We start from the raw sequence: 20,972 nt of genomic DNA on the forward strand, positions 1-20,972 counted from the left end.
AAAACTTCTTGATGAAGATCTTCCTTCCAATACGTTGATGCCATCTTGGTCAAGTAGCGAAGGCAAGCCAGTCAATTAAGGAGTATTTGCAATGAATATAAATTTAAAAGGAAAAGTCGCTGTAGTGAGTGGCGGTGCAACACTCATTGGCAAAGCCGTTGTACAAGCCTTGGTGAGTGCAGGTGCTCATGTCGCTATCTTAGATATTGATGCCAAAGGCAAGGCAATTGCAGAAAGCTTTAACCATGATGTGATGTTTATTCAAACAGATTTAACCAGCGATGCAGCCATTCAACAAGCTGTGGCGGATATTCACCAACATTTAGGTGAAGTGAGTTACTTGGTGAATTTGGCATGTACATATTTAGATGACGGTTTTAAATCTTCACGTCAGGACTGGTTACAAGCACTCGATCTTAATTTGGTCTCTAACGTTGAGATGAGCCGTGCTTTATACCATGACCTAAAAAAGCAACAAGGTTCAATCGTTAACTTTACTTCAATCTCGGCCAAAGTGGCGCAAACAGGGCGCTGGTTATATCCAGTTTCCAAAGCCGCAATACGTCAACTCACACAAAGCATGGCAATGGATTTTGCTGCCGACGGTATTCGCGTCAATTCTGTTTCACCGGGTTGGACATGGTCTCGTGTGATTGCAGAAGTCAGTAGCAATAACCGTGAAAAAGCCGATAGCGTGGCAGCCGATTATCACTTACTAGGCCGATTAGGTCATCCCGAAGAAGTCGCCAATGTGGTTCTGTTTTTATTGTCACCTGCTGCGAGTTTTGTCACCGGAGCAGATTATGCGGTCGATGGCGGATATTCAGTAATGGGCCCTGAAGGATCACAGCCCGCTATTCCACGTTTAGCCGAATAGCACAGCGTTTTAACACATTTAGAAAATTATGGAGAAGATTATGCGCCGTATTGCAATTGTTGGAGCAGGACAGTCTGGTTTACAGCTTGGTTTGGGCTTATTAGATACAGGTTACGACGTGACAATGATCACTAACCGAACTGCCGATGAAATCCGTCAAGGTAAAGTTATGTCAAGCCAATGTATGTTTCATACCGCTTTACAAACTGAACGTGACTTAGGTTTAAATTTTTGGGAAGAAAAATGTCCAGCGGTGGAAGGCATTGGGCTGGCTTTAGTTAACCCTGAAAATGGTGGTAAAGCATTTGAATGGAGTGCTCGTCTTGAGCGCTACGCTCAATCGGTCGATCAACGCGTCAAAATGCCATATTGGATGGAAGAGTTTGAACGCCGTGGTGGTCAATTGGTGATTCAGGATGTGGGTATAGAAGAGTTAGAACAACTTGCAAACGACTACGAGCTTGTATTACTCGCGGCTGGTAAAGGTGAGGTTGTTAAGCAATTTGAGCGTGATGATGTAAGAAGTGTTTTTGATAAGCCTCAACGCGCTTTGGCTTTGACCTATGTCAAAAATATGAAGCCAATTTCACCTTATTCACGTGTGACTTTTAATATTATTCCTGAAGTCGGTGAGTACTTTTCTTTTCCGGCACTGACTATCAATGGACCCTGCGACATCATGGTGTTTGAAGGAATTCCAAATGGGCCAATGGACTGCTGGCAAGATGTCAAAACACCTGAACAGCACCTGCAATGCAGTCTGAACTTACTCAAGAAATTTGTGCCTTGGGAATATGAACGCTGCACAAATGTTGAGTTAACCGATGCCGGTGGATATTTAGCAGGGCGTTTCCCGCCGACCGTACGCAAACCCGTTTTAACCTTACCGTCTGGCAAGAAGATTTTTGGCATGGCAGATGCCTTAGTGGTCAATGACCCGATTACCGGTCAAGGCTCAAACAATGCGGCTAAGTGTAGCAAGATCTATTTCGATGCCATTTTAGCCAATGATAATCAAAGCTTTAGCGAACAATGGATGGTTCAAACTTTTGAACGCTATTGGGCTTATGCAGAAAAAGTCGTGGCTTGGACCAATAGCTTGTTGTTACCACCAGAGCCTCATGTTGTTGATCTATTAGCAGCTGCAAGCCAAAACCAGAGCATTGCTTCAATTATGGCCAATAACTTTGATGACCCACGCGCTTTTGCTCCTTGGTGGTTTGATGCAGACCAGGCTCAGACATTCTTAGCGTCAAAAACCGCAGCAAAAGTCGCTTAAGGTCAAAATATCAAAGGGAGATTTAAAAATGGTCAAAATTGAAACTTTAGCTTTGCAAGCGATTAATACTGAAAACCCAAGAGAAATTCGTAACTTGCTTGGTCAGTTTGCAACTGGCGTTACCGTGATTACAACTCGTGGAAAAGATGGCCGGAAAATAGGTATGACAGCCAATTCATTTTCATCGCTGTCTTTAGATCCACCATTAATTTTGTGGAGTCTTTCAAAAACAGCGCCAAGTTTGTCTGATTTTGTAGAAGCTGAATATTTTGCCATTCACATGTTGGCACAAGAGCATCATCAGCTTTCGGGGCATTTTGCTCGAGGTGCCGAAGACAAATTTGCAGGCATTGCCCATCAACAATGCAATGCTGGCGTTCCAATTTTGACCGATGCACTCGCAACCTTGGTTTGCCGCAATGTAAATCAGTATGAAGGCGGCGATCACCTGATTTTTATTGGCCAAATTGAACAGTACCAACAATGCCAAGGTGAGCCTTTGGTATTCCACGCAGGAAAGTATCGGATTGTTGCTGAGCATCCAGAATTAGCCCATTAATTCACCACAATCACGATCAATCCGGTCGTGATTTTTTATAGGAAATAAGAAGATGAAAAGCACTTTAATTAAACATGGATTTTTAGCAGGGACATTGTTGGGTTTGCCATTGGTTACACATGCCTATGATTTACCGACCGTAAACTTAGGTATGACCAGCTTTCTCGATGGCGGTTTACCCGCAGGGCCCGGCTGGTATGCTCAAACCTATTTTCAAAATTACGATAGCAGTAAACTGGTCGATGCCAATGGACAAAAACTCGGTTTACCTAAAACTGATTTAAATTATCAAGTACTGGTTGAGCAGATTAGTTATTTATCGAATGTCCGAGTAAAAGATAAAGCCAGCCTAGGTATAAATTTTTTAATTCCTTTTGTCAGCAAAATGGATATGGATGATGGCTTGAATAATCTTGCAATTAAGGCCCAAAGTGGCTTTGGGGACATTATGATTGGACCTTTTATTCAGTTTGATCCAGTCATGGGGGCACAAGGGCCGAAGTTTGTACATCGTTTTGAGTTTCAGGTGAATTTACCTACTGGGGAATACGACCAGCAAAAAGATATTAACCCAAGTAATAACGCTGTCTCATTTGATCCTTATTGGGCTGCAACATATTGGTTTAATCCAAAATGGACAGCTTCAACGCGTATCCATTATCTCTATAACTTTAAAAATAATGACCCAAGCTATGCGTTTGCCGGAGCAAATGATATGCAAGCTGGGCAAGCAATTCATGTAAACTTTGCAACCGACTATGCCATTACCGAACAGTTCCGCTTGGGACTAAATGGTTATTGGCTAAAACAAGTGACCGATACAGAAGTCGATAGTGAAAAAGTCAAAGGTCGACGTGAGCAAGTCTGGGCGATTGGTCCGGGTGCGATGTATAGTTTTTCTAAAAATGATCATCTAGTCGCAAATGCTTATTTTGAGCAAGATGCTGAAAACCGCCCAGAAGGAACACGACTACAAGTTCGTTATGTCCATCATTTCTAAGTCATAAAAAAAGCCTTTTATATCAACAAATATAAAAGGCTTTTATCTATTTGTTTTAAGAAAACATTGAAGTAATTAAGCCTAAACCTTCACTGTGACCAGAGCGGCGAGTAGAAGAAGGTAACTCACCATAACGGCGTTTATATTCTTGAGAAAAACGGCCTAAGTGAGTAAATCCCCATTTAAATGCAACGTCAGTGACAGAGATATTTTCATTGTGGATCAGCTCTAAATGAGCCTGTTCAAAACGTAATTCTTTAAGATAAGACATTGGGGTTGTCCCCAAATAATTTTTAAAACCAGTAAATAAGGTTCTTACGCTCACGCCTGCATGTTCAGCTAAAATTTCGACATTAAGCGGCTCATGTAAGTGTTCTTTAATGTAGGCTTCTGTACGCTTCACGAAATAAGGAGAGACTGTTTTTTCTTTATATTGTTCAAGCTTATGTAACGCATTATTGGGTTGGCCATAAATAAGTGCATTAAACAAATTTGACTCAAATTGTTTAAAGGCTAAAGGATGATGAAGCGGGTGCTGATCACATGCTAAAGCATCCATCAATGTTCTAACGAGCTGTAAAAAATAGGCTCCACTTTGTGTAGAAAAGTCTAATTTGGGGTCAAAAATGAGTAAGTTGTTTTCTGAATCAGCAATGTGTTGACGGCAATGGTAAGTAAAATCATCTTTTGAAACTTTTAAAATGAGCTGCGGTGAGTTCGCGTGCCAGCGCATACGTAACGATTGCTGAGGAGAAATAAGAGATGCAACTTGAGAATAAGAAATAAACCTTTGTGAACCAAACTCGATTTCTGCATAGCCTTGAGTTGGAATTTGAATTAAGTAAAAGTTATCAAGGTGATCTGGTTCAATAATGACATCCGCACCATATTCCAAGCGACTAATAGACAGGGCACCTGTTTTAACATGGTGCATGGTTGCACTGAAATCTCGCTTCTGTTGAGAGATTTTAAGATCATGCGGTTTAAAAATTTGCCCAACATTTCGGCAGGTTTCGCTTAAATCGTGATGATCAAACACCAAATTATGATTGGTAAAGATAGACTCATTTTGAAAATGACGTCCACTGAGTTCGTGGGAGTTGGCTTGGTTCATATTTATCCCTTTTGGCTCACTCCTGTATTTACTTGTGTTTCAGAAGCCTTAAAACTTCACTATGCAGCAAGTAAATACGGCACTTAAAAAATTAAGTTACTCGCAAATTACAATGAGATATAAGCAAAATACAGACCAATTTAACCGCTAATTAATGTGATTTTCTCAAATTTTTAGTTCGGATCTAGTCCATCAATTTAATACATTCGAGAAAGAGAATAGAGGGATATAAAAGGTGCTATAAGTTAATCTCATCATGATCTTATTCCTTAAGATCTATCAAAATTTATAGCAAATCCGAGTGAGCTGGTCAATTTATTTTGTCGGAATTTATTATTTTATGTGATTGAATATAAAAGACTTTTAATTTAAATGCAAAAATTCAATATACCCCTTGCAGAGTATATTGAATCATTTCAGGTTTTAGTGGTTTTTAAATTATTTGCACTTAAGCTATTTATATTTTCAACGTGATGTATTGCTCTGTAAAAACTTCTCGCTGTAGATCCGATAGTTTTGCAGAGCTTGTTCATCTAACCAATTTTTTACGGCTTCAATCATTGGCGGTGGGCCACATAAATACATATCAAAAGCCTGTTCAGCCAGTTGATCTTTATTTAAGTGCTCATGAATATAACCCGCTTTACCTTGCCAAGCCTCGGTTGCTTTAGTCACAATCGGGTGATAGCTAAAGTTTGGAAGCTGTTCTGCGTAGGCATGTAAACGCTGTTGTTCACACAAATCGGTTTCACTATTTACGCCGTAATACAACTGAACTGCAGGTGAGTTTGGTTGATCAACCAAGTTATCAAGCATTCCCAAGAAAGCTGATAGTCCTGTTCCACCAGCAACAAAAACCAATGGTCGCTGTACTTCGCGTAAATAGAAACTACCAAGTGGCGCTTCGATGAATAGGCTTTGTCCAACCTGACAGCGATCACGCAAGTAATTGCTCATAACACCGTCTGGCAATAGACGAATTAAGAATTGCAATTGATTGGTTGCGTTCGGTCTATTGGCAAAAGAATAAGAACGCCAATCTTCAGTATTCGGTATTTGCAAACGAGCATATTGACCCGGTAAAAACTGAAGTTGCTCAGCATGACTGCTTGCATCAAGATGCAAAATTGCTGTCGTTTCAGAAACCAGCTCAACAGCGGTAACTTTGGTTTCAATTTTTAAGGTATCGCCAGCATTGCAAATAGCTGAATCATGATCGAAATAAAAAGCCGCATCTGATTTTACTCGTGTCTGGCAAGCTAACATTTTTCGCTCGGCCAAATCACGTTCGCTTAATGCATCTTCATCAACATATTCTTGTTCATAAATACCAGTTTCACACTGTCCCTGACAGGTACCACAAACACCTTCACGGCAGTCTAGCGGTAAGTTAATTCCTTGGCGAACTGCTGCATCGAGCAACAATTCGTCGTTATTTACCGAAATGAAAAAGGTTTTGCCATCGGCAAAGTTAAGTGCAACTGAATGTCCCATTTTCATTCCCCTTAAACGTGATAGAAGTCTAAAACGGAATCAATCTTGTCATTAAGCAAAATGCTGTGCTGACGACGAATGCGGAAACCATCTGCTGTTTGGCGTAAAAGATAAGTAGCGTGTCCGTAAAAACAGCCTTGTAAACCTTGACAGTTATACAGTGTTTGCCATGCAACTTTTGCTTCAATTAGACCATCATCAAGTGTTTTAACTCGAATGTTATTCATGCTGTGTAAAGTGCGTGGTAATGGCGTTGCCGAAGCTGCTTTTCCTGTACGAATACGGAATACACGGTCTTCGAGTCCAGTGCGGTCTGCGTAATAAATATAAGACAAACCCTGATTCGGATCTTGAACATAGTTATGGTCATCAATCCATTGTGGAATATGATATTCACTATCTTCATCGTAAAGTTCTAAATAGGCATCCCAGTCATAAGCATCACAAAGTTCTGCTTTTTTGTACAAAAACTGAGATACAGCAAAATATAGTTCTTGTGACATGGTTACACCTCATCCATTACGACATTGTTTTCGAAAGTAATATCCTGCATTTTCAGCGCTTTCTTGTTTAAGCCATCGAGCATTAGACGTTGCCAGTGTCCATGTTGATTTACATAGAGCCCTTCATGGGTAAACTCACGGCCAGTAATGACAGGTTGAATGCCTAAGTCTTGTGAGTTTTTGGTCGCTCCATATTCCCAAGACTGACAACCACGAGAAATATCGCTCCAGGGTTCAAGTCGTGCCTGAAAGCCTTTTTGCTGTTCACGGAATTCGACTAGATCATCTGGTGTACCAAGGCCTGACACGTTAAAGAAATCTTCGAACTGGCGAATACGGTTACGGCGTGCTTCTGCAGATTCACCTTTAACACCAATACATTGACTAATGACTTCAGTTTTATTCCATGCCACAGGGCGAACAATACGAAGCTGTGAACTAATTTGGTCCATAAAGAATAGGCTAGGGTACAAGTTTAAGTTTCTTAAACGATGCATTGCCCATTCAGCATATTTGTCGCCATATTTTTCGACTAAATAAGGCATAACGGTGCTGTAACCCGGACGAACTGTTGGATTCGGCATATCACTAAACAGCACACTATGACCATTTTTGAAGCTGAACCAGCCATCATCAGTCTCCGAATCACCCGCACCTAACTTACTGTAATCGAGTGTGTCGAGTTCTGCACCTTTTGATGCATTCACTTGTTGGCGGTGTTGAACTGTAGAGACATAGTTATAGTGAACAGTACTTACATGGTACCCATCTAAGCCATTTTCATTTTGTAGTTTCCAGTTACCTGCAAAGGTGTAAGATGACTTGCCTTGTAATACTTCGAGCTCACCCGTTGGTGACTGGTTAACCATTAAATCAAGAAACAGTTTTGCATCGCCCAAAAAGTCTTCTAGCGAATCTGTTGCTTGAGTATCAAGGCTTACAAATACAAATCCACGATAGCTAGCAATACGGCCTTGCTTTAAGCCACGGCTTGATTTATCAAAATCTTCGCAATATTCACTCGGTGCTTTTACTTTGACCAAGCGGCCATCTGACTTGTAGCACCACGCATGGAATGGACAAGTAAACGTAGACTGATTGCCTTTAGCAACGCGTGTTAATGTCGCGCCGCGGTGCTCACAAGCATTGACCATGGCGTGTAATTCGCCTTTACCATCACGGCTCACAATAATCGGCTGACGACCAATTTGAACCGTGAGGAAATCATGATTGTTTGGAATTTCACTTTCGTGACATGCATAAATCCAGACCTTTTCAAAAATGAATTCCATTTCCAAATCAAACAGCTCAGGCTCGGTAAACATATTGCGTGCGATACGAAACACGCCATCTTTAGGACGGAAGTCGATACATCCATCTACAAAATCATTCCATTGTTTTAAATTAGATGAGGTCATTTGCTCAATCCTTTATTCATTCAGCTTTTAACTGATTGAACCGCGATTAGACCTTTAGCTCTATCCGTTTTTTCCAGATCTTTATCCACTTTGTGCAGTTTTGATTTTTTAATAAGACTATTTTTAAGATGTAATCGCATTTTAAAAATGTATATGTCCTATCTTGTTAAACTTCCATATAATCTTAACCAGAATAAAATCAAATCTTGTGAATTAAGCCTATGAAAGAACAAAACTTAAAATTACAAATTAGAATTCTTTTAGAGCAAAACATCGCATTTGGTCCAGGTAAAGCAGACTTACTTGAAGCAATTGAGAGAACTGGTTCAATCTCACAAGCTGCAAAATCTATGAATATGAGCTATCGCCGTGCATGGCAGTTAGTCGACACCATGAATCAATGCTTTGAAACAGCTTTAGTGGAAACACAAACGGGGGGAACACATGGTGGTGGGGCAGCTGTTACAGCATTGGGACAAAAAGTCTTACAACATTACCGTCAAATGGAAATCAACGCTCGACAAGCCTTAGAACATGATTATCAAATTATGAGTAGCTATTTAAAAGGTTAAGATAAAAGATTGCTTAGGGATGAAATCTTTTAATTTGGTATAGCTTTTTCTTAATCCAAAGTACATGCTGAAAAGCACTGCTGCATTACAGTCATCTATATTTAACGAATTATGCTTTTCATAATCTTCGTGTAGCGCTATATTCTTGGGTATATATCGCTGCAAAAAACGACAAAAAGGTAAACATAATGGTAAGTGATACGAAGATAAAAAAGTTGGCTTTAGCCTGTTCGGTACTCAGCATAGGATTGGTCTTTAATGTTCCAGCCAAGGCTGAATCGGTTACCGTTTATGCAGCAGCGAGCTTAACCAATGCAATTAACGATTTAGAAAAAATTTACGAAAAACAAAATAAAGTAGAAGTTAAAACCTCATATGCTGGCTCATCGACATTAGCGAAACAAATTGAAGCTGGAGCACCAGCCGATGTATTTATCTCTGCTGATACCCAGTGGATGGATTACCTGCAAAACAAAAAATTAGTTGCAGCAAATGACCGTATAAATTTATTAGGCAATCGTTTGGTGCTAATTACTCCTAAAGGTCAGTCACTAAAAGTAAAACTAGATAAAACGATCGATCCAAAGAAAGTGTTTAAAGGCAAGATTTGTACAGGGGATACCAAAAGTGTGCCTGTAGGTAAATATGCTAAACAAGCTTTTATCAATTTAGGTTGGTGGAGTCGTATTGAGCCAAAGTTAGTTGAAACAGAAGATGTTCGAACGGCATTAAACTTTGTTGCGCGAGGTGAATGTCAGGTTGGGATTGTCTATGCAACCGATGCAGTGATTAGCAAAGACGTGAAAGTAGCTGGTGTATTTCCAGAAAATACCCATTTGCCAATTATTTATCCTGTAGGATTGATTAAAAAGAACTCAAACTCAGCAAAGTTCTATCAATTTTTACAAAGCAATCAAGCCAAAGCTGTCTTTAAAAAGTATGGCTTTAGCGTGTTGGCTCCAGTCAAGCCATGATGTTTTCTTTAACCCCAGAAGAGCTCAGCGTGCTACAACTTTCTTGTAAGGTGGCAGCGAGTTGTCTTGTAGTTAGTATTATTCCTGCGATTTGTGTGGGATGGTTTCTGGCACGTAAAGAGTTCTGGGGTAAGTCATTCATTGAAACGTTGGTGTTTTTACCTTTGGTGCTACCTCCTGTTGTACCTGGTTATTTGCTTTTACAAGTTTTTGGCAGCCGCGGTATCATTGGGCAATATTTGGCACCGCTTGGAATTGATTTTGCATTTAACTGGAAAGGCGCCGTTCTTGCTTCAGCAGTAATGGGTTTCCCGTTATTGGTGCAATCTATTCGACTAGCGATTGAACTGGTCGATCAGCGTTTAGAAATGGCAGCAAAGACATTAGGTGCTTCATCTTTAGGGGCATTTTTTCATGTCACTTTACCTCTTGCTAGCAGTGGTATTTTAATTGGTGCTATTTTATGTTTTTGCCGCAGTTTAGGTGAGTTTGGTGCCACCATTACCTTTGTGGGTAATATTTCAAATGAAACACGTACTTTACCTTTGGCCATGTATAGCCTAATGCAACAACCCGATACTGAGGCTGCTATTCAACGGCTTATTGTTTTATCGTTAAGTGTGGCTTTTTTAGCGCTATGGTTTGCACAGTGGTTTCATCGTTATCAAAAGAAGCGTTTAGGACGGTAAGGTTATGTTGATTGATTGCCGTTTTCAGCTACAAATGGGCCAATTTCATATTGAACCTAGTTTTCAGTCAGATGCTTCTGTTATTGGATTATTTGGTGCATCAGGTTCAGGTAAAACATCGATTTTACATGCCATTGCAGGGCTGAACAATCCGCGTAGTGGACTCATTAAAATACAAAACCAAACATGGTTTGATTCAGATCAAAAAATTAATTTAAACACGCAAAAGAGGCATGTTGGATTGGTTTTTCAAGATGCTCAGCTTTTTCCCCATAAAACGGTAAAGCAAAATTTATTATTTGGCCTTAAGCATCTTTCCCAACAAGAACGTCACTTTGAAGCAGATTACATTATTGAGTTATTAAAGTTAGGGCATTTATTACAACGTATGCCTATCAAACTGTCAGGTGGTGAAAAACAGCGCGTGGCACTGGGTCGGGCGTTGTTATATTCACCTAAGCTTTTATTGCTTGATGAGCCATTATCGGCACTAGATGCGAATCATAAAGCTGAAATTATTCCTTTTTTTCAGAAGGTAAAAGAGGAAATAAAAATTCCGATGATTTATGTGAGTCATGATATTCAAGAGATTAAACAACTGACCGAAACTATGTGGATTTTATAATTTTTCATTTTTTATATGCATTTCCAAACTTACAAGAGTCGGAATTATAGAGAACTCATTCTGGGCCTGCGGGAGATTGAACCCTAAAAAGTTACTAGGTTTGATAAAACATAAATTTGATTTTAGCCGAATAAATCAAAACCTGCCTTATTGGAAATGATTATTAATAATAAAATACTCTTGACCTTTAAATTTAATAAAATCAATATAAAACAATACCTTAATTCATAATCCTAAGCTGTAACTCATTTTTATACGATCATAAATTAATCTTTTATCTTAATTTGCTCTTGATAAGAATGATAATTATTTGCAATTATATTTATAGATTTCTTTATAATATAAATTGGAGTATCCACATGCGCTCTACCATCGTGGTCACAGGTGCTGCAAGAGGGATAGGAGCGGCTATTGCCAAGCAACTACTAGATCAGGGCTATCATGTTATTGGTATTGACCGACAAGAAAATCCTAAACAATGGGATATCTGCAAAACAATAACGCCAGATCAATCTTCACAATGGCAGGGCATCTCACAAGACATTACCCATCAGCAAGAAACGCAAACTTTAATTTCAGAGCTTTTAGAAAGATACGAAATTACGGGGTTAGTAAATGCAGCAGGAGTATTAATTATGCGCTCCATGCTTGAAGCCAAAACGGAAGATTGGGAAACACTTTTTGCGGTCAATGTCATGGCGCCTATTGCGATCAGCCAACAAGTTGCTAAACATTTTTGTGCAAAAAGGCGGGGTAGCATTGTCACTATTAGTTCAAATAGTGCGCGTATGCCACGTATGCAACTTGGTATGTACGCCACCACTAAGGCTGCACTGAGTCATTTTTGTCGCAATTTGGCACTTGAAATCGCACCTTATCAAGTCAGGCTGAATATCGTTTCACCTGGATCTACTCTCACTCAAATGCAGCAACAACTCTGGACTGATAATGCACCTCCACCTGCAGTAATTGATGGTGATTTGAGTCAATACCGAACAGGTATTCCTTTAAGAAAACTCGCGCAACCAGATGATATTGCCAATACCGTGAGCTTTTTACTTTCGGACCGAGCGGCCCAAATTACGATGCAAGAAATAGTGGTAGATGGGGGAGCGACACTTGGGGTCTAAAGATTACTTCAGCACAACAACCATCTGAAATTAAAAATATTTTGAAAGATAGAAAAGGAAAATACTAATGAGTATTCCAAAGATTGCAAGTTACAGTATGCCCCAAGCCCATGAATTTACTCCCAACAAAACAAATTGGCCATTGCATACCAATCGAGCTGTTTTATTGGTTCATGATATGCAGCAATATTTTTTAGATTTCTATGACTTAACTCAAGAACCTATTCCAGAACTCATTAAAAACACCAAAGCATTAATTGACGCCGCTCATCAATCTAATATTCCCGTTGTTTATACAGCACAACCGGGCAATCAATCACCTGAACATCGGCAGTTATTAACTGATTTTTGGGGACCTGGTTTAAAGAACGAGCCGAGCTTTACTCAGATTTTGCCAAAAATTTCACCTCAAAAAAATGATACGGTTCTTACCAAGTGGAGATATAGTGTTTTTAAATTTTCTCCGCTCGAACAGCTCATGCGGGAGTCTGGTCGCGATCAACTGATTATCTGCGGGGTATATGCACATATTGGTTGTCTTATGAGTGCTGCTGAAGCTTTTATGCTAAACATCCAACCATTCTTATGTGGTGATGCACTAGCTGACTTTAGCCGCGAAGAGCACGATATGGCATTAAAATATGCTAGTACACGATGCGCTCAAGTCATGACAACACAACAAGTGATTCATGCATGGATGCAAGAACAAGATGCACTATCCTTAGCATAATAGTGATTTAACTTATTCTACTTAAAATATAAAAAGCAGATCATCTATCTGCTTTTTATATGGGTGGAAATGAATACTTATAATAGAGAATGAAGGCAACTCATCATCATTTAATCATTAATATATAATGGTTATCATTATGTATTTGATAATTACTTAATATTGAATATTAAAACTTATATGTATATGATACACCGCTAAACACAAATGATAATATTTATCATATGTTAATTATTATATAGAATAAGGTCGGAAAATGACTTAATGAAGAGGGTCGCCATATGGTTCAGCTCAAGAATGCTTTTATTCACCAAGCGCGTACATGTAGATAGTGAGGTAGGAATAATATTAAATTATTCAGAAACTTATAATCAGCTCAAAGCTTATTTATAGGGTAATAAGCTCTGATTTATACATCAAATCATTTCCATAATTTTCAAGTAAGTATAGACAAAATAATTTTAAAAAATTTCTATATTTTTTCAACATTAAGGTTAATTAATCATGACAGCAACTTCAAAATCATTATTAAATGGACTACCCATAAAAAAATCGAGAATACAGGTTTTTGAAATTTTAAATCAAAATCCACAAGGCTTAAGTGCTGTGAGTATTTATACGCAAATTAAAAATGAACATAAAATAACGCTAGGAACGATTTATCGAATCTTGTCGGAATTTGAAAACCGTAAACTCATCAAAAGGGTGTTTTTAGGTAAAAGCAAAAGTATTTATAAGCTTAGAAAAGACAAGATGAGTTGTAACCTCATTTCGCTCAAAACCTCTGAAGCCTTGAACTTTGAACATGACAAAGTTAAAGAATTACTTCATGAAGTTACTGATATTATTTTTGCAAATACCGGAGTCGATATCAGTAGTGTTGAGCTCAATCTATATACCGAATAAAAATCTTTTAAACTGCCATAAAAAATAAAGGACAGCATCATACTGTCCTTTATTTTTATAAAATCAGTTATTTGATAACTTTAATTCGAGTCGTAGCTGGAATAGTTAAAGGTGAATTGTTAGCAACATAAGTTTCAAGCGCATCAATATCTTGACCACCACCGACACGGTTTTGGCCTTCTTTTAATACCGTAAAGTTGTCACCACCATCTGCCAAGAAGCTATTTACCGTCACGCGATACACTTTAGTGTCAACTAACGGCGAACCAGCAACCATAATATTACTTGCTCGTGGTGAAAAAGATGTATTTGCTGCATATTGGTAACTCAACTCTTTAGATGGCTGTAAAATTCTAGGTGAATTTGCATTTGCACCAGACCATTGCTGTTCAAGCACATCTCTAATCTGTTTGCCAGTTAAGCTCAACGTCACAATAGAGTTACCAAATGGTTGAACTGCAAAAACATCGCCAAAGGTAATCTGGTTACTACTATTAATAAGTAGATCAGCACGCACACCACCTGGATTCATTAACGTAAAGTCTGAGCCTTGATTACTTGCTTTTAAGGCAGCCGCTTGTTGAGCATCGGCAATCATAATACCTAGCGGACTTTCACCACTTTCGACTTGAGTACGGCTCACAACGGCAGTAGATGTACCAACCACACGACTTGAAATGGTGGTCACAGCTTGGCGGTATTTATCTAAGATTGCTTCAATGCTTGGGGTTTTACTAAATTTTTGATAGAGATCGGTAAGGCTTACCGTGGTTGTACCAGATGTATATGCTTCACTTTGTACAGGAACCTGTTTCGCATCTTTTTTAATGACATCACCAGTTTTACCATCTAATTCAATCTTGATGTCAGTAATGAGCGTGCCATATTGTCCAGCTGAAGTAAGTAAGAATGGTTTAGCCGGATTTTTTGTTGCATAGTCACAAATATAAGATTGATGTGTGTGACCTGAAACAACAATATCAACTGCTGGATTAAGCTTATCCAAAATTCCTAAAATCGGACCACTTAAACCATCACATGTTTTTTGATTGAGCTTCGTACTTGGCGCTGCACCTTCATGTACCACAACAACAATTGCTTCAATGCCTTGTTTTTGTAACTCAGGAATCAAGGCATTTACCGTATCAGCTTCATCACGAAACTCAACGTCTTTAATACCCGCCGCAGAAACAATACTTGGCGTCGCTTTAAGGGTTAAACCAATAAATGCGACTGGAATTCCACCATAAGTTTTGACTTTATATGCAGGAAAGATTGTTTTACTAGCGTCATTTTTCATTGCTACGTTAGCAGCAAGGAAATCAAATTTTGCACCACTAAACTTTTTATTAATTTGACAAGGGACAGTGCTGGTATATTGCTGACATCCACCGTTTTTTAAACGGCGTAATTCATCTGTACCACGGTCAAATTCATGGTTACCCACAGCATTAAAATCAATTTGAATATCATTCATGACTTCAATGGTCGGTTCATCTAAAAATAAAGAAGAGGTGAGAGGAGAGGCACTAATTAAATCACCCGCCGAAACTACAGCATTATTTGGATTTTCTGCTTTAAGTTTTTTAATCGCATCTGCAAAGTAACTCACTCCACCGACAGGAATACGAACAGATTGAGCAGCATCATTTGGATTTGGTGCCTCGACATAACGCTTAGGGGGCTCAAGATTTCCATGAAAGTCATTAAAAGCTAAAATATTTACGGTTTGATTGCTTCTTTGGGCAGGTGGTGCTGTGTCATTATCATCATCGTCATTACATCCCGCCAATAACGCTACAGCCAGAGAAAGTGTTGTTACTTTAAAAAGTATTGTTAAATTTTTCATTTTTTTATCATTTGATCAATTAAGACGGATAAAAAATACGCTTTTAGTATGAATATTTGATGAAACACCCAATAAGGAAATATGTTCGAAATATTAAAATTTGGACAAAAAACACAATTATCGAACAATATCTTAGCTAGGGGTGGTCTACAAACCCAATTTTTTTATTTAGAATAAATTTTTAATTGCCTTATAAATCTTAATCAAGTGATTCATTTCATAAGATTAATATGAACCGGAGATAATTTATGCAATGGACTAAACCAGCTTTTACTGATTTACGCATTGGTTTTGAAGTTACTATGTACTTTGAAGCACGTTAATCAGTTTCATCAAATATGTCATAAGCCCTAGTCTTGTTCTAGGGCTTATCTCTTTCTAATAAGATATTAATTTTATGTATATTTATGTTTTAGGTTCAGCTGCTGGAGGCGGATTCCCGCAGTGGAATTGTAATTGCCCGAATTGTCATGGTGTGCGCACAGGCACAATCCAAGCCAAACCCCGTACTCAATCATCAATTGCTGTTTCTGAAAATGGAACAGACTGGGTTTTATTAAACGCATCACCTGATATCCGTCAGCAACTCTTCGAATTTAAAGCAGCTCAACCAGCGCGTAAATTGCGTGATACAGGAATAACAAGCGTTATTTTAATGGACAGTCAGTTAGACCATACGACTGGGCTTTTAACCTTACGTGAAGGTTGCCCAATGAATGTATGGTGTACAGAAATGGTCCATCAAGATTTAACGAGCGGTTTTCCAGTTTTTAATATGCTCAAACACTGGAATGGTGGTCTTCAATACAACCAAATTAATCCTAAACAAGCTTTTAAAATTGATGGTTTCGAAAATTTAGAGTTTGTGCCTTTAATTATTAAAAGTGCTGCGCCGCCATATTCACCACATCGACATGACCCACATGACGGCGACAACATTGCCTTAGTTATCAAAGACCATAAAACACAAAAACAGTTATTTTACGCACCAGGTCTTGGAAAAATTGATGATCAAATCATGCAGATTATGCAGAGTTCAGACTGCGTCATGATTGATGGAACACTCTGGACAGATGATGAAATGCAACAAACAGGGGTTGGAACTAAAACTGGTCGTGAAATGGGTCATTTATATATTAGTGGCGAAGGTGGTTCACTCTCTTATTTAAATCAGCTGAGTACACCTAAAAAAGTGCTCATCCATATTAACAATACCAATCCAATTTTAAATGAAAACTCTAGCCAGTTTGCTGAGCTTAAAGCAAATGGTGTAGAAGTTGCCTATGACGGCATGCAGATTGAACTCTAAGGTGAAACATGACTCAAACACCTGAAGCTTTAACGACTGAACAATTCAAACAAGCCATTATCGATAAAGGCCAGTATTATCATATCTATCATCCATTTCATGTGATGATGTATGAAGGTAAAGCCACCCAGCAACAAATTCAGGCTTGGGTTGCAAACCGCTATTACTATCAAATTAATATTCCGCTTAAAGATGCGGCGATTATGGCAAATTGCCCCGACCAACGAGTCCGTCAAGAATGGATTCAACGCATGATCGATCAAGATGGTGAATATCCTGATGGAGGTGGTCGAGAAGCATGGTTACGGTTAGCCGAAGCTGTGGGCTTGAGTCGTGAACAGGTTATTTCTGAAGAGTTAGTTTTACCTGGTGTACGCTTTGCGGTAGATGCCTATGTAAATTTTGCACGTCGTGCTTCATGGCGTGAAGCAGCAAGCAGCTCTTTAACTGAACTTTTTGCCCCACAAATTCATCAGTCACGACTTGATTCATGGCCACAGCACTATCCATGGATTGATGATAAAGGCTATGAGTACTTTCGTTCTCGTTTGAGTCAGGCACGCCGTGATGTTGAACATGGTTTAACAATTACGCTTGATTCATTTACAACTTTTGAGCAACAAGAACGAATGCTGGAAATATTACAGTTTAAGCTGGATATTTTATGGAGCATTTTAGATGCTTTAACACTTGCACATGTTCACAATGAAGCACCGTATCACAGCGTGACAAGCAAACGAGTTTGGCACAAAGGACTATTTAAATGAATAAAGAGCAGTTTGATTTAAATCTTGTACCAACCTGGCGACAAGGTTACCGTTTTCAGTTCGAGCCAGCTCAAAATGGTTTTGTGATTTTATATCCTGAAGGCATGATCAAGTTAAATGAAAGTGCAGGGGCAATCGGACAATATATTGATGGGCAGCAAAATGTTTCTGCAATTATTGCCCAGTTAAAGCAAAAATTTGGTGATATTGCTGAGATTGATCAAGATGTAGTGGATTACATGCTGGTCGCAAAACAGCAACACTGGATTGATTTAGTATGACAGAAGGTGTTGGCCTACCTTTATGGTTATTAGCGGAACTCACTTATCGTTGTCCGCTACAATGCCCATATTGCTCAAACCCATTAGACTACGCGCAGCATAAAAATGAACTGACCACGCAAGAGTGGTTTGACGTTTTTGATCAGGCACGTCAAATGGGTGCTGTTCAACTCGGCTTTTCTGGTGGTGAACCACTGGTACGTCAGGATTTAGAACAACTCGTTGCACATGCTCATCAGCAAGGGTTTTATACCAACTTAATTACCTCCGGTATGGGCCTTACCGAACAACGCATTGCTGATCTAAAGCAAGCGGGCCTAGACCACATTCAAGTGAGCTTTCAAGCTAGCGATCCTGTGGTAAACGATGCATTGGCAGGTTCAAAGCATGCTTTTGAACAAAAGTATGAAATGTGCCGACTGGTTAAGAAATACGATTATCCGATGGTGCTTAACTTTGTTATTCATCGACATAACATTGACCAGATTGAAAAAATTATTGAACTTTGCCTTGAGCTCAATGCAGACACAGTCGAGCTAGCAATTTGTCAGTTTTATGGTTGGGCTTTTTTAAACCGCCAAGGTTTATTACCCACACAAGAGCAACTGACACGTGCAGAACGGATTACCAATGAATATCGAGAAAAATTAAAAGCGCAAAATCATCCTTGCAAACTCATTTTTGTAGTGCCTGATTATTATGAAGAGCGACCAAAAGCCTGTATGAATGGCTGGGGTAAAATCTTCTTTACGGTTGCTCCAGATGGTATGGCACTACCTTGCCATGCAGCACGACAACTGCCCATTTCGTTTCCAAACGTCCGCGAACATAAATTGTCAGATATTTGGTACAAATCAACTGGATTTAATCATTTCCGTGGCGATGCATGGATGCCAGAAGGGTGCCGTAGCTGTCCAGATAAAGACCGCGACTTTGGCGGGTGTCGTTGCCAAGCCTATATGTTGACTGGAGATGCGGCTAATGCCGACCCTGTATGTGGGAAATCGCCGTATCATCAAATGATTGAACAGGCACGTACAGAAAGTCAGTTGGCTGCACCTTTGCAAAATTTAGTATTCCGTAATAGTAGAAACTCTAAATCTTTAAGCGCCACACAAAATATTCCAGTCCACACGATTACAGATATATAGCAAGTAGGAATACTCATGAAGCCTAGCCATATTCCAGTTTTTGATGGACATAATGATGCATTAACACGCTTATGGCTAAGTGATCATCCAGATCCTGTACATGCTTTTGTTCATGAACGCCTATCAGGCCATCTGGACTTAAAACGCTGTCAAGAAGCTGATTTTATGGGGGGGATGTTTGCGATTTTTTTACCCCCATACAACTATGTTAAGCAGCATCATCCCAATAAATTATTTGATCCGAATGCTTCTGATTTTACCCAACAGCAAATTGAACAAATTTGTTTAGAACAACTCGATTTAGCTCACCAACTTACTCAGTATTCTAAAAATATTAAAATCTGTACCTCGGTTCAAAATATTCAGGATTGTTTAGCAGAGCAAAAGCTAGCAATTGTATTGCATATGGAAGGTGCAGAAGCTTTACAACTCAATCCTGATTTACTCGATGTATTTTATGAAAGAGGCTTACGTAGTATTGGCCCCCTCTGGAATAGACCTAGTCGTTTTGGACATGGTTTAAATGCTACGTTTCCTCACTCACCCGACACAGGAGCAGGTCTCACGAGTGATGGCAAAGATTTTGTAAAGCGCTGTGCTGATAAAAAAATGGTGATTGATGTTTCACATATGAATGAACAAGCTTTTTGGGATACTGTAAAAATATTGCAGCAGCCAATTGTAGCAACCCACTCTAATGTACATGCTTTATGTCCTCAAGCCCGTAATTTAACTGACCCACAACTCAAAGCAATTCGAGAAAGTAAAGGGATGGTCGGGGTAAATTTCGATGTCGCTTTTTTACGATCGGATGGACAACGAAATGCAGATACATCCATAGATGTAATTTTGGAACATTTAGAATATTTAATGGATCATTTAGGCGAAGAACATGTGGGCTTTGGTTCGGATTTTGACGGTGCACTCATTGGTACAGAACTTCAAGATGTGTCTGGCCTATATCGCTTAATTGATCGTATGCAACAGCGTGGTTATTCTAAAACACTGATTGAAAATATATGTCTTAATAATTGGGTGAGGGTACTTTATAGAATTTTTGGTCAATAATGAATGACTAAACAGAGTTAATCTACAGAATCATAACTGTTTTTTTATTGGCCGAAATGACTAAAAAAAATACAAATAGTTTAATTGTCAACCATTCGGTATATTCACTACACTCAACCTTACTGAATGTAAGAACATTTGGTATTTCAGGTCTTTTGTGGTTTTCACATCACCCATTTCTTCATGAGAAGTAGAAATGGGTTTTTTCTTATCCTAACAATATAATGTGATGATCATCACAAGAATCACCAATTATTAGTAAAATCACTCAATCCTATCTTGACTAAAAGTTCAGCATTAAATACATTTGTAGTGTATTTAAAGATAATAAGATTGCTTAAAGCAATTCATAATACTGCTTAATCCTGAAATACAGTAAAAAGCCTATTCATAAAACAGAATAGGCTTTTTGCTTTGTATCAAAAGTTATTTTTACGGATTATAAGATTATTCAATTAACATAAAAATTAAACACATTACAAAACCGGAGCAAATGAAAGCCCTTAAATAACAAATTTTGTGCTAATAATTTAAGTTAATTTCTCAAAAGTTACTCCGTTAATCGAAGAGGTGCAAAATGTTAAAGTCAATTATAGTCTTAGGAACAGGTATTGCGATTGGGATGTGTATGTACAAGAAAAAGCAAAAGAACATTAGTAAGCGTCCGCTGAACACAC

23 protein-coding genes are annotated in these 20,972 nt (G+C 38.8%); 18 read left to right on the forward strand and 5 right to left on the reverse strand.

Annotated elements, in window-relative coordinates:
• The 5 genes from RFW85_RS08420 to RFW85_RS08440 all read left to right on the forward strand — a co-directional run.
• Window positions 1-79 (forward strand): hypothetical protein (locus tag RFW85_RS08420; RefSeq protein ID WP_309171398.1); only part of this gene is annotated, 79 nt, incomplete at its 5' end.
• 12 nt (window positions 80-91) lie between these two features.
• A complete protein-coding gene (locus RFW85_RS08425; protein ID WP_170248561.1) occupies window positions 92-877 on the forward strand; it encodes an SDR family oxidoreductase in 786 nt (261 codons plus the stop codon).
• 40 nt (window positions 878-917) lie between these two features.
• Window positions 918-2,156, forward strand: a complete 1,239-nt coding sequence (locus RFW85_RS08430; protein ID WP_216076546.1) for a styrene monooxygenase/indole monooxygenase family protein — start codon at window positions 918-920, stop codon at window positions 2,154-2,156.
• Between the two features lie 28 nt (window positions 2,157-2,184).
• A complete protein-coding gene (locus tag RFW85_RS08435; RefSeq protein ID WP_170248563.1) occupies window positions 2,185-2,715 on the forward strand; it encodes a flavin reductase family protein in 531 nt (176 codons plus the stop codon).
• Window positions 2,716-2,767: 52 nt separating this feature from the next.
• Window positions 2,768-3,715, forward strand: coding sequence for a transporter (locus RFW85_RS08440; protein WP_309171397.1), 948 nt, complete (start codon window positions 2,768-2,770; stop codon window positions 3,713-3,715).
• A gap of 55 nt (window positions 3,716-3,770) precedes the next feature.
• Here RFW85_RS08440 and RFW85_RS08445 read toward each other — a convergent pair whose 3' ends face one another.
• From RFW85_RS08445 to antA, 4 genes are all read right to left on the reverse strand, one after another.
• Window positions 3,771-4,829, reverse strand: coding sequence for an AraC family transcriptional regulator (locus RFW85_RS08445; protein ID WP_170248565.1), 1,059 nt, complete (start codon window positions 4,827-4,829; stop codon window positions 3,771-3,773).
• Between the two features lie 465 nt (window positions 4,830-5,294).
• A complete protein-coding gene (gene antC / locus RFW85_RS08450) occupies window positions 5,295-6,329 on the reverse strand; it encodes an anthranilate 1,2-dioxygenase electron transfer component AntC (protein WP_170248566.1) in 1,035 nt (344 codons plus the stop codon).
• A gap of 5 nt (window positions 6,330-6,334) precedes the next feature.
• The gene (gene antB, locus RFW85_RS08455; protein ID WP_170248567.1) at window positions 6,335-6,826 is read right to left on the reverse strand and encodes an anthranilate 1,2-dioxygenase small subunit; all 492 of its coding nucleotides are present in this window, start codon (window positions 6,824-6,826) and stop codon (window positions 6,335-6,337) included.
• Window positions 6,827-6,828: 2 nt separating this feature from the next.
• Window positions 6,829-8,244, reverse strand: a complete 1,416-nt coding sequence (gene antA, locus RFW85_RS08460; RefSeq protein WP_170248568.1) for an anthranilate 1,2-dioxygenase large subunit — start codon at window positions 8,242-8,244, stop codon at window positions 6,829-6,831.
• Between the two features lie 221 nt (window positions 8,245-8,465).
• Between antA and RFW85_RS08465 the strand changes: the two genes are divergently transcribed.
• From RFW85_RS08465 to RFW85_RS08495, 7 genes are all read left to right on the forward strand, one after another.
• Window positions 8,466-8,816 carry a winged helix-turn-helix domain-containing protein gene (locus RFW85_RS08465; protein WP_000664122.1) on the forward strand — a complete coding sequence of 117 codons (351 nt, stop codon included), beginning with the start codon at window positions 8,466-8,468 and terminating at the stop codon, window positions 8,814-8,816.
• Between the two features lie 188 nt (window positions 8,817-9,004).
• Window positions 9,005-9,790 carry a molybdate ABC transporter substrate-binding protein gene (gene modA / locus RFW85_RS08470; RefSeq protein WP_170248569.1) on the forward strand — a complete coding sequence of 262 codons (786 nt, stop codon included), beginning with the start codon at window positions 9,005-9,007 and terminating at the stop codon, window positions 9,788-9,790.
• Window positions 9,787-10,479 (forward strand): molybdate ABC transporter permease subunit, encoded by a 693-nt coding sequence (gene modB / locus RFW85_RS08475; protein WP_000971585.1) that lies wholly within the window; start codon window positions 9,787-9,789, stop codon window positions 10,477-10,479. Before modA ends, modB begins: the two co-directional genes overlap by 4 nt.
• 4 nt (window positions 10,480-10,483) lie before the next feature.
• The gene (locus RFW85_RS08480; protein ID WP_170248570.1) at window positions 10,484-11,104 is read left to right on the forward strand and encodes an ATP-binding cassette domain-containing protein; all 621 of its coding nucleotides are present in this window, start codon (window positions 10,484-10,486) and stop codon (window positions 11,102-11,104) included.
• Between the two features lie 359 nt (window positions 11,105-11,463).
• Complete coding sequence (locus tag RFW85_RS08485) at window positions 11,464-12,234, forward strand: SDR family oxidoreductase (RefSeq protein ID WP_170248571.1); 771 nt, start codon at window positions 11,464-11,466, stop codon at window positions 12,232-12,234.
• A 67-nt stretch (window positions 12,235-12,301) separates the two neighbouring features.
• Window positions 12,302-12,964, forward strand: coding sequence for an isochorismatase family protein (locus tag RFW85_RS08490; RefSeq protein WP_032006183.1), 663 nt, complete (start codon window positions 12,302-12,304; stop codon window positions 12,962-12,964).
• A gap of 504 nt (window positions 12,965-13,468) precedes the next feature.
• A complete protein-coding gene (locus tag RFW85_RS08495; RefSeq protein ID WP_005069251.1) occupies window positions 13,469-13,870 on the forward strand; it encodes a transcriptional repressor in 402 nt (133 codons plus the stop codon).
• A 67-nt stretch (window positions 13,871-13,937) separates the two neighbouring features.
• Here the strand turns inward: RFW85_RS08495 and RFW85_RS08500 are convergent, their stop codons facing one another.
• Window positions 13,938-15,719 carry a bifunctional UDP-sugar hydrolase/5'-nucleotidase gene (locus RFW85_RS08500; protein WP_170248572.1) on the reverse strand — a complete coding sequence of 594 codons (1,782 nt, stop codon included), beginning with the start codon at window positions 15,717-15,719 and terminating at the stop codon, window positions 13,938-13,940.
• Window positions 15,720-15,967: 248 nt separating this feature from the next.
• Between RFW85_RS08500 and pqqA the strand changes: the two genes are divergently transcribed.
• From pqqA to RFW85_RS08530, 6 genes are all read left to right on the forward strand, one after another.
• A complete protein-coding gene (gene pqqA / locus RFW85_RS08505; RefSeq protein ID WP_001982218.1) occupies window positions 15,968-16,042 on the forward strand; it encodes a pyrroloquinoline quinone precursor peptide PqqA in 75 nt (24 codons plus the stop codon).
• Window positions 16,043-16,116: 74 nt separating this feature from the next.
• A complete protein-coding gene (gene pqqB / locus RFW85_RS08510) occupies window positions 16,117-17,028 on the forward strand; it encodes a pyrroloquinoline quinone biosynthesis protein PqqB (RefSeq protein WP_170248573.1) in 912 nt (303 codons plus the stop codon).
• Between the two features lie 8 nt (window positions 17,029-17,036).
• Window positions 17,037-17,795, forward strand: coding sequence for a pyrroloquinoline-quinone synthase PqqC (gene pqqC / locus RFW85_RS08515; protein ID WP_060465641.1), 759 nt, complete (start codon window positions 17,037-17,039; stop codon window positions 17,793-17,795).
• Window positions 17,792-18,076, forward strand: coding sequence for a pyrroloquinoline quinone biosynthesis peptide chaperone PqqD (pqqD, locus tag RFW85_RS08520; RefSeq protein WP_004792407.1), 285 nt, complete (start codon window positions 17,792-17,794; stop codon window positions 18,074-18,076). The genes pqqC and pqqD overlap by 4 nt, the downstream gene beginning before the upstream one ends.
• Window positions 18,073-19,227: a pyrroloquinoline quinone biosynthesis protein PqqE gene (gene pqqE / locus RFW85_RS08525; RefSeq protein ID WP_170248574.1), complete on the forward strand. Its 1,155-nt coding sequence runs from the start codon at window positions 18,073-18,075 to the stop codon at window positions 19,225-19,227. The genes pqqD and pqqE overlap by 4 nt, the downstream gene beginning before the upstream one ends.
• A gap of 15 nt (window positions 19,228-19,242) precedes the next feature.
• Window positions 19,243-20,295, forward strand: a complete 1,053-nt coding sequence (locus RFW85_RS08530; RefSeq protein WP_170248575.1) for a dipeptidase — start codon at window positions 19,243-19,245, stop codon at window positions 20,293-20,295.
• Window positions 20,296-20,972: the final 677 nt, after the last annotated feature.

The sequence above is a fragment of the Acinetobacter sp. 12966 genome, assembly GCF_031196995.1.
GTDB classification, from domain to species: Bacteria; Pseudomonadota; Gammaproteobacteria; order Pseudomonadales; family Moraxellaceae; genus Acinetobacter; species Acinetobacter geminorum.

What these genes read in the sequence shown, in the direction of transcription:
- RFW85_RS08425 (WP_170248561.1), top strand. Translation starts at nt 92, where the DNA reads ATGAATATAAATTTAAAAGGAAAAGTCGCTGTAGTGAGTGGCGGTGCA.
- RFW85_RS08430 (WP_216076546.1), top strand. Translation starts at nt 918, where the DNA reads ATGCGCCGTATTGCAATTGTTGGAGCAGGACAGTCTGGTTTACAGCTT.
- RFW85_RS08435 (WP_170248563.1), top strand. Translation starts at nt 2,185, where the DNA reads ATGGTCAAAATTGAAACTTTAGCTTTGCAAGCGATTAATACTGAAAAC.
- RFW85_RS08440 (WP_309171397.1), top strand. Translation starts at nt 2,768, where the DNA reads ATGAAAAGCACTTTAATTAAACATGGATTTTTAGCAGGGACATTGTTG.
- RFW85_RS08445 (WP_170248565.1), bottom strand. Translation starts at nt 4,829, where the DNA reads ATGAACCAAGCCAACTCCCACGAACTCAGTGGACGTCATTTTCAAAAT.
- antC (WP_170248566.1), bottom strand. Translation starts at nt 6,329, where the DNA reads ATGAAAATGGGACATTCAGTTGCACTTAACTTTGCCGATGGCAAAACC.
- antB (WP_170248567.1), bottom strand. Translation starts at nt 6,826, where the DNA reads ATGTCACAAGAACTATATTTTGCTGTATCTCAGTTTTTGTACAAAAAA.
- antA (WP_170248568.1), bottom strand. Translation starts at nt 8,244, where the DNA reads ATGACCTCATCTAATTTAAAACAATGGAATGATTTTGTAGATGGATGT.
- RFW85_RS08465 (WP_000664122.1), top strand. Translation starts at nt 8,466, where the DNA reads ATGAAAGAACAAAACTTAAAATTACAAATTAGAATTCTTTTAGAGCAA.
- modA (WP_170248569.1), top strand. Translation starts at nt 9,005, where the DNA reads ATGGTAAGTGATACGAAGATAAAAAAGTTGGCTTTAGCCTGTTCGGTA.
- modB (WP_000971585.1), top strand. Translation starts at nt 9,787, where the DNA reads ATGATGTTTTCTTTAACCCCAGAAGAGCTCAGCGTGCTACAACTTTCT.
- RFW85_RS08480 (WP_170248570.1), top strand. Translation starts at nt 10,484, where the DNA reads ATGTTGATTGATTGCCGTTTTCAGCTACAAATGGGCCAATTTCATATT.
- RFW85_RS08485 (WP_170248571.1), top strand. Translation starts at nt 11,464, where the DNA reads ATGCGCTCTACCATCGTGGTCACAGGTGCTGCAAGAGGGATAGGAGCG.
- RFW85_RS08490 (WP_032006183.1), top strand. Translation starts at nt 12,302, where the DNA reads ATGAGTATTCCAAAGATTGCAAGTTACAGTATGCCCCAAGCCCATGAA.
- RFW85_RS08495 (WP_005069251.1), top strand. Translation starts at nt 13,469, where the DNA reads ATGACAGCAACTTCAAAATCATTATTAAATGGACTACCCATAAAAAAA.
- RFW85_RS08500 (WP_170248572.1), bottom strand. Translation starts at nt 15,719, where the DNA reads ATGAAAAATTTAACAATACTTTTTAAAGTAACAACACTTTCTCTGGCT.
- pqqB (WP_170248573.1), top strand. Translation starts at nt 16,117, where the DNA reads ATGTATATTTATGTTTTAGGTTCAGCTGCTGGAGGCGGATTCCCGCAG.
- pqqC (WP_060465641.1), top strand. Translation starts at nt 17,037, where the DNA reads ATGACTCAAACACCTGAAGCTTTAACGACTGAACAATTCAAACAAGCC.
- pqqD (WP_004792407.1), top strand. Translation starts at nt 17,792, where the DNA reads ATGAATAAAGAGCAGTTTGATTTAAATCTTGTACCAACCTGGCGACAA.
- pqqE (WP_170248574.1), top strand. Translation starts at nt 18,073, where the DNA reads ATGACAGAAGGTGTTGGCCTACCTTTATGGTTATTAGCGGAACTCACT.
- RFW85_RS08530 (WP_170248575.1), top strand. Translation starts at nt 19,243, where the DNA reads ATGAAGCCTAGCCATATTCCAGTTTTTGATGGACATAATGATGCATTA.